Source organism: Pseudomonas sp. 18058, assembly GCF_902706155.1.
Classification (GTDB): Bacteria; Pseudomonadota; Gammaproteobacteria; order Pseudomonadales; family Pseudomonadaceae; genus Aquipseudomonas; species Aquipseudomonas rustica.
On record NZ_CACSJY010000008.1, the window covers coordinates 148,011 to 154,358 of the forward strand.

The window sequence follows — 6,348 nt, forward strand, 5'->3', positions numbered from 1 at the left end:
CTTACAAAAAACTGCGATGTCACGCGCAATTCAGGTGATCCCTGTAGGAGCTGCCGAAGGCTGCGATCTTTTGATCTTTGCCGGTTCACTCGGAACTCAAGCGTTGCCGGTAAAGATCGCAGCCTCGTTTCACTCGACAGCTCCTACATTTGGGTTCTGTTGCACGGCGTCGCGAGGGCGGCGCCGTGCAACGTCTGCCTTACCAGCAGATACCTTCGGTGCGAGTACCGGCGTCGGTGGCTTTGGCCATGAAGCCGACCAGGTCGATCACCTGTTTGCCATGCGGAGCCTGTTGCGCCAGCGCACGGAATTTCTCGTCGCGGTTGCCGAGGATGATCACGTCGGAGTTGTCGATCACCGAATCGAAGTCCGCGTTGAGCAGGGACGATACGTGCGGGATTTTCGACTCGATGTAGTCTTTGTTCGCGCCGTGAACACGGGCGTACTCGACGTTGCTGTCGTAGATGCTCAGGTCGTAACCCTTGCCGATCAGCATCTCGGCCAGCTCGACCAGCGGGCTTTCGCGCAGGTCGTCGGTGCCGGCCTTGAAGCTCAGGCCGAGCAGGGCGACTTTGCGTTTGTCGTGGCTTTCAACGATGTCGAAGGCGTTCTGCACTTGCGATTCGTTGCTGCGCATCAGCGAGTTGAGCAGCGGTGCTTCGACGTCCAGCGAACCGGCGCGGTAGGTCAGGGCGCGCACGTCTTTCGGCAGGCACGAACCGCCGAAGGCGAAGCCTGGGCGCATGTAGTACTGGGACAGGTTGAGGGTCTTGTCCTGGCAGACCACTTCCATCACTTCACGACCATCGACGCCGACCGCTTTGGCGATGTTGCCGATCTCGTTGGCGAAGGTCACTTTGGTCGCGTGCCAGACGTTGCAGGTGTACTTGATCATCTCGGCAACGGCGATGTCCTTGCGGATGATCGGTGCGTCGAGTTCTTCGTACAGCGATTGCAGAACGTCGCCAGAAGCCTTGTCGAACTCGCCGATGACGGTCATCGGTGGCAGGTCGTAGTCGGCGATTGCGGTGGATTCACGCAGGAATTCCGGGTTGACCGCAACACCGAAGTCGACGCCAGCTTTCTTGCCGGAGCAGTCTTCGAGAATCGGGATTACTACGTTGGCAACAGTGCCCGGCAATACGGTGCTGCGTACAACGATGGTGTGGCGGGTGGTTTTTTCACGCAGAACAAAACCGATCTCGCGGCACACGGCTTCGATGTAGTTCAGTTCGAGGTCGCCGTTCTTTTTGCTCGGCGTACCGACGCAGATCATCGACAGGTCAGTGTCACGAATCGCTTCGGCGAAGTTGGTCGTGCCACGCAGACGACCGGTTTGAATACCCTGTTGCAGAAGTTCGCCCAGGCCCGGTTCAACAATGGGAGATTTGCCAGCGTTGATCATGTCGATCTTGTCTTTGGCAACATCGACGCCAACCACGTCATGGCCCCGTGCAGACAGGCAACCGGCACATACTGCGCCAACGTAACCCAAACCAAATATGCTGATGCGCATCGCAATTACCTCTGTATATATCAGGCCTTAGAAGGCCGGAGTTAATGGTGTTCAGCGTTCACTAGTGCACTCGAAAGTGCGGCTTACAGGCGCCACAATGCCGTGTGCAGGCATACAAAGTTCCGAGTGTCTAAATAAGTGCACTCAAGATGTGCGCAACCAGGCCTTATAGTTATGACTTGCCCTGTTATGCAGCGGATCTTCCTTGTGGAAGACTCAGGTGCATTCGTCTTGCGCGCTTGATGGCGGGCAGGAAGGCCCGTAGATCAAGCGGTTTGGTGCTCAGGCGAGCACGTTTATAGGGGCGCGGCCTTGGCCTTGTAGGGGATATTAATGCTGCGTATCTCCTGTCCTTCAGTGTGCTTTGCGACCGGTTAGTCATCTAGGCAAGTTGCTGTGACAACTTGGTTACATGGCTAATTGTCCTACGTAAGTTATCTCGTACAAACTCGGCGAGAATCGTTACCGGTGGTATGAACTACGCATTTGGACATAGTTCCAGTCCGCTCATCGCGCCATCTGAAATTTTTTGAAATATTGACAAAGATGGCACTGGTCTCAATTTGATAGCACTTTCCGTTTCGCCCTTTATTGATAGGGGCGTCATTGCGCTAGATAGTTTTGTGCCACTACCGTGAAAAAAGTTACGTGCCACTACTGAAAAAAATGATCAGTGTCGAGTGAAACTAAAATTAGAAAGGACAGGGATTTTTTTCTGGCGCCATAAAAATGGCGAAATCAAGCGAGGGATTTTTGACGTCGTGCGAGCTGCACGACTCTTTATAAAAAGAGTCGTGCATTAGGCATGCTTTATTCGGGGGCGTGGTCGCGCAGAAATACCAGGTTGTCAGGTTTCGATTGTTCGGCGCTGTAGCGATAACCCTGCGCATCGAACTGCTTGAGCTGGGCCGGATCGTTGATCTTTTCCTGAATCACGAAACGGCTCATCAGGCCACGGGCCTTTTTCGCGTAGAAGCTGATGATCTTGTACTGGCCGTTCTTCTGATCCTTGAACTCGGTGTTAATGATCCGCGCGTTCAACGCCGTGCGTTTAACCGCCGAGAAGTATTCGTTGGATGCGAGGTTGAGCAGCACGTCGTCGCCCTGATCGGCCAGCGCTTCGTTCAACCATTCACTGATGCGCGTGCCCCAGAACGCGTACAGGTCTTTGCCACGGGCGTTGGCCAGTTTGGTGCCCATTTCCAGGCGATACGGTTGCATCAGGTCGAGCGGGCGCAGCAGGCCATAGAGGCCGGAGAGCATGCGCAGATGCTTTTGCGCGTAGTCGAAGTTGGCTTCACTGAAAGATTGTGCGTCGAGGCCGGTATAGACGTCGCCCTTGAAGGCGAGCAGCGCTTGCTTGGCGTTTTCCGGGGTGAACGCGGGCGTCCAGCTGCCGAAACGCGCGGCGTTGAGGCCGCCGATCTTGTCGGACACGTGCATCAGCTCACTGATCTGCGCCGGGGTCAGGTCGCGCAATTGCTGGATCAGTTCCTGAGAATGGTCGAGGTACTGCGGCTGGGTGAAGCGCTGGGTCGCCGGCGGTGTTTCGTAATCGAGGGTCTTGGCGGGGGAAATCACCATCAGCATGAAGTCGTCTCCTTTAATGGTGGGGGCGATTCTAGGGGGTTGTCCGTGTTGACTCCAGCTATCAAGCCCATAGGTGATCGACGGCTCACCTCAAATCCTTTGTGGGAGGGGGCTTGCTCCCGAAGAGGCCCTGTCAGTCGCTGTATGTGTTGAATGACCCACCGCATTCGCGAGCAAGCCCGCTCCCACAGGGATCAGCGTCGTATCTAATCAGCTATAGTGCCGCGCGGGTTTTGTTATGGAGACGCCCCTTTGCGCATTGTTCTTTTATTCACCGCGTGGCTGTTGAGCTTCGGTGCCATCGCGGCGCCGGGCGATGTAGCGACGCTGGATCGCAGCACCTGGCCGGAGCAGCTCAGCAGCCCGACGCTGTTCGACGTCGCCTCGCGCGCCGAAATTCTCATGTTCGCCCGGGGCCTGCTCGGCACCGAGGCGCTGGACGAAACCGCGCTGGCCCAGCGCCTCGGCCTGCGCACGGTGAATATCGACGCGGTCAACAGCCTGCGTCAGCGCCTCTGGCAGCGCCTGTTGGCCAACTACAACTACGCCCAGCAAAGCTGCGATCAGGACGCCTCGTTCTGCTTCCTCGTCGAAGACCTGCCGACCCTGCGTGAGCAAGCTGCCAAGTTCGTCGTCAGCGACGACAGCTATTACACCAAGTGGGCCGAGCCGAGTCGGATCTTCCATGTGCAGTATCTCGATGAACTGATGCGTAAGGCCGCGCTGTTTCCGCAGACCAGCAGCGAAGTCGATCGTTTCGGCGACTACGAGCGCAACGGCGACGAGATGCACGACCGGCTGTTTCTGCTGACGTTCGACAGCGCCGCCAACCTGCAACCGGACAATACCGACTGGCTCACCGGCTATCTGCGCAAGGCTAATCTGAGCGGCACGTTCTTTGTGTTGGGCAAGGATATTCAGGCACGCCTGAGCGATCGTTCGGTGAGCAGCCTGCAAACCGAGTTCTCCAGACAGTGCGTCGGCGTGCAGGGCTGGGAGTTCCGCTCCCACAGCCACTGGCAGGACTGGCAGGATTCGGTGCGGCGCAGCGCCGATCTGGTGAAGAACAAACTGCCGGAAAACTACGTACCGCTGTTCCGTCCGCCGGACGGCCAGCGCCGCAGTGATGCGCAAGGTTTCTTCAACACTCAGGGCCTGCAAGTGGCGCTGTGGGACATTGATGCTCAGGACGGTGCCGGCAAACTCAAGGGCGCGCCGAGCGCGCAACGGGTGCTGACCCTGATGCTGTTGTGGCGTCACGGGGTGATCAATTTCAACATGAAACAGGACGCGGTGAAGACCTCGTTGCCGTGGCTGATCACGCAAACCGCGCAGAGCGGCATCGGTTGGGAAGACTGTCAGGACGCGTTTCGCTGAGAAACGCTAAAAGCCCGGAAACATTGGGCTTGGGGTGATTTTTTCAGAGAATTTGCTGCAGGTGGACTTCCGACTCTAACGGTGTCGACGGAGTCCGCCAAGGGCTTTTCGTCACTTTGCAAAATAAACTTAAAAAAACCGTCAAAGTACTTTTTTATGTCATCGGTTTTGGAGTATTACGAAGACAGACCGCCGAAACCTGCAACACAGGTGGCGTCTTCCAAGACCCGTTTGTTTGCAGTCACTTGAATCTCCGCAGGTGAGATTTCGGCAGTCACTTCGAGGCGCAGCACCGCTCAGGTATTGCGTCTACTGGCTCTGACATAGGTGACCGAGTATGGATGATCACGGACGTAGCCCTTCTTCCAACCAGCCAATCCTGTATGTACTCGATACCAACGTATTGATTCACGATCCAAACGCCCTGCTGAATTTCGAAGAACACCACGTCGCGATCCCGATGACCGTGCTTGAGGAGCTGGACAAGCTCAAGAGCGGGCATCACAGCGTGGCCGCTGAATGCCGTCAGGCCATCCGGCTGATCGACAAAACCCTGGGCGATGCGTCCCCGGAAGATGTCGAACTGGGTGTGCCGATCCAGCGCGGCAAGGGCGGGCCGAAGGGCTTGCTGTCAATTCTGATGAGCAAGCAGGCCGAATCGAACCTGATTCTGCCCGAGCATCTGAACGACAACAAAATCATCAACCAACTGATCGACCTGCACACTCGCGACCCGAAAAAACCGGTGGTGCTGGTCACCAAAGACATCAACATGCGCCTCAAGGCGCGCGCCTGCGGTATCGCTTCCGAGGACTACAGCACCGACCAACTGGTCGACGACGTGTCCTTGCTGCCGAACGGCTATCACAACATGACCGGCTCCTTCTGGGACCGCGTGAGCAAGGTCGAAACCCGTCAGGATCACGGCCGCACCTGGCACCAGGTACAACTGATCGACAACCTGCCGGCCGTGCACATCAACGAGTTCATCATTGATGAACAGGGCTTCGTCGGCTGGATCAAGGAGATTGAAGAAGACCGCCTGCTGATTCTCGACCTGCATCAGGAACCGCTGCTGCACCAGGAAGCGTGGGGGCTGAAGCCGCGCGACATCTATCAAAGTCTGGCGCTGTACGCGCTGCTCGATCCGGACATTCATCTGGTCAACCTGTCGGGTGCGGCAGGCTCCGGTAAAACCATTCTGGCGCTGGCCGCTGCGATCGAGCAGACCATGGTCAGCAAACGTTATCGCCGCATCATTGCCACCCGTAGCGTGCAGGGTCTCGACCAAGAGATCGGTTTCCTGCCCGGCACCGAAGCGGAAAAAATGGAGCCGTGGCTGGGCGCCATCACCGACAACCTCGAAGCCTTGCACATGGATGACGAAAACACCCATGGCAGCGTCGACTACATCCTCAGCAAAGTGCCGCTGCAGTTCAAATCGCTCAACTACATTCGTGGTCGCAGCTTCCAGCAGAGCCTGATCCTGATCGACGAATGCCAGAACCTCACACCGCACCAGATGAAAACCATCATCACCCGTGCCGGCGCCGGTTCGAAAGTGGTGTGCCTGGGCAACCTCGCACAGATCGACACCCCTTACCTGTCCGCGACCAGCTCCGGGCTGACCTACCTGACCGAACGCTTCAAGGATTTCCCGAACGGTGTGCACATCACCCTGCAAGGGGTGCCTCGCTCGATCCTGGCTGAATACGCCGAAACGCATCTGTAACCGCATCACAACCAAAACCGGGCGGCCCCAAAAGCCGCCCGGTTTTTTTCTGGATAAATGCATAACCAATGTGGGAGCGGGCTTGCTCGCGAATGCGCTGTGCCAGTCACCAAATGTGTGCCTGATACACCGC

Annotated in this window: 4 protein-coding genes; 2 read left to right on the top strand and 2 right to left on the bottom strand. The window is 57.0% G+C overall.

From position 1 onward, the window contains the following. Nucleotides 1–199 precede the first annotated feature (199 nt). Nucleotides 200–1,516 (bottom strand): nucleotide sugar dehydrogenase, encoded by a 1,317-nt coding sequence (locus GVL50_RS06850; RefSeq protein WP_008087506.1) that lies wholly within the window; start codon nucleotides 1,514–1,516, stop codon nucleotides 200–202. An 810-nt stretch (nucleotides 1,517–2,326) separates the two neighbouring features. After that, nucleotides 2,327–3,106, bottom strand: a complete 780-nt coding sequence (gene yaaA / locus GVL50_RS06855; RefSeq protein WP_159812215.1) for a peroxide stress protein YaaA — start codon at nucleotides 3,104–3,106, stop codon at nucleotides 2,327–2,329. Between the two features lie 252 nt (nucleotides 3,107–3,358). Between yaaA and GVL50_RS06860 the strand changes: the two genes are divergently transcribed. Then, a complete protein-coding gene (locus tag GVL50_RS06860; RefSeq protein WP_159812216.1) occupies nucleotides 3,359–4,483 on the top strand; it encodes a polysaccharide deacetylase family protein in 1,125 nt (374 codons plus the stop codon). Nucleotides 4,484–4,820: 337 nt separating this feature from the next. Beyond that, nucleotides 4,821–6,215, top strand: a complete 1,395-nt coding sequence (locus GVL50_RS06865; protein WP_053117311.1) for a PhoH family protein — start codon at nucleotides 4,821–4,823, stop codon at nucleotides 6,213–6,215. The last annotated feature ends 133 nt before the right edge of the window (nucleotides 6,216–6,348 follow it).

Coding starts and splice junctions, on each gene's coding strand:
- GVL50_RS06850 (WP_008087506.1), bottom strand. CDS start 1,516: ATGCGCATCAGCATATTTGGTTTGGGTTACGTTGGCGCAGTATGTGCC.
- yaaA (WP_159812215.1), bottom strand. CDS start 3,106: ATGCTGATGGTGATTTCCCCCGCCAAGACCCTCGATTACGAAACACCG.
- GVL50_RS06865 (WP_053117311.1), top strand. CDS start 4,821: ATGGATGATCACGGACGTAGCCCTTCTTCCAACCAGCCAATCCTGTAT.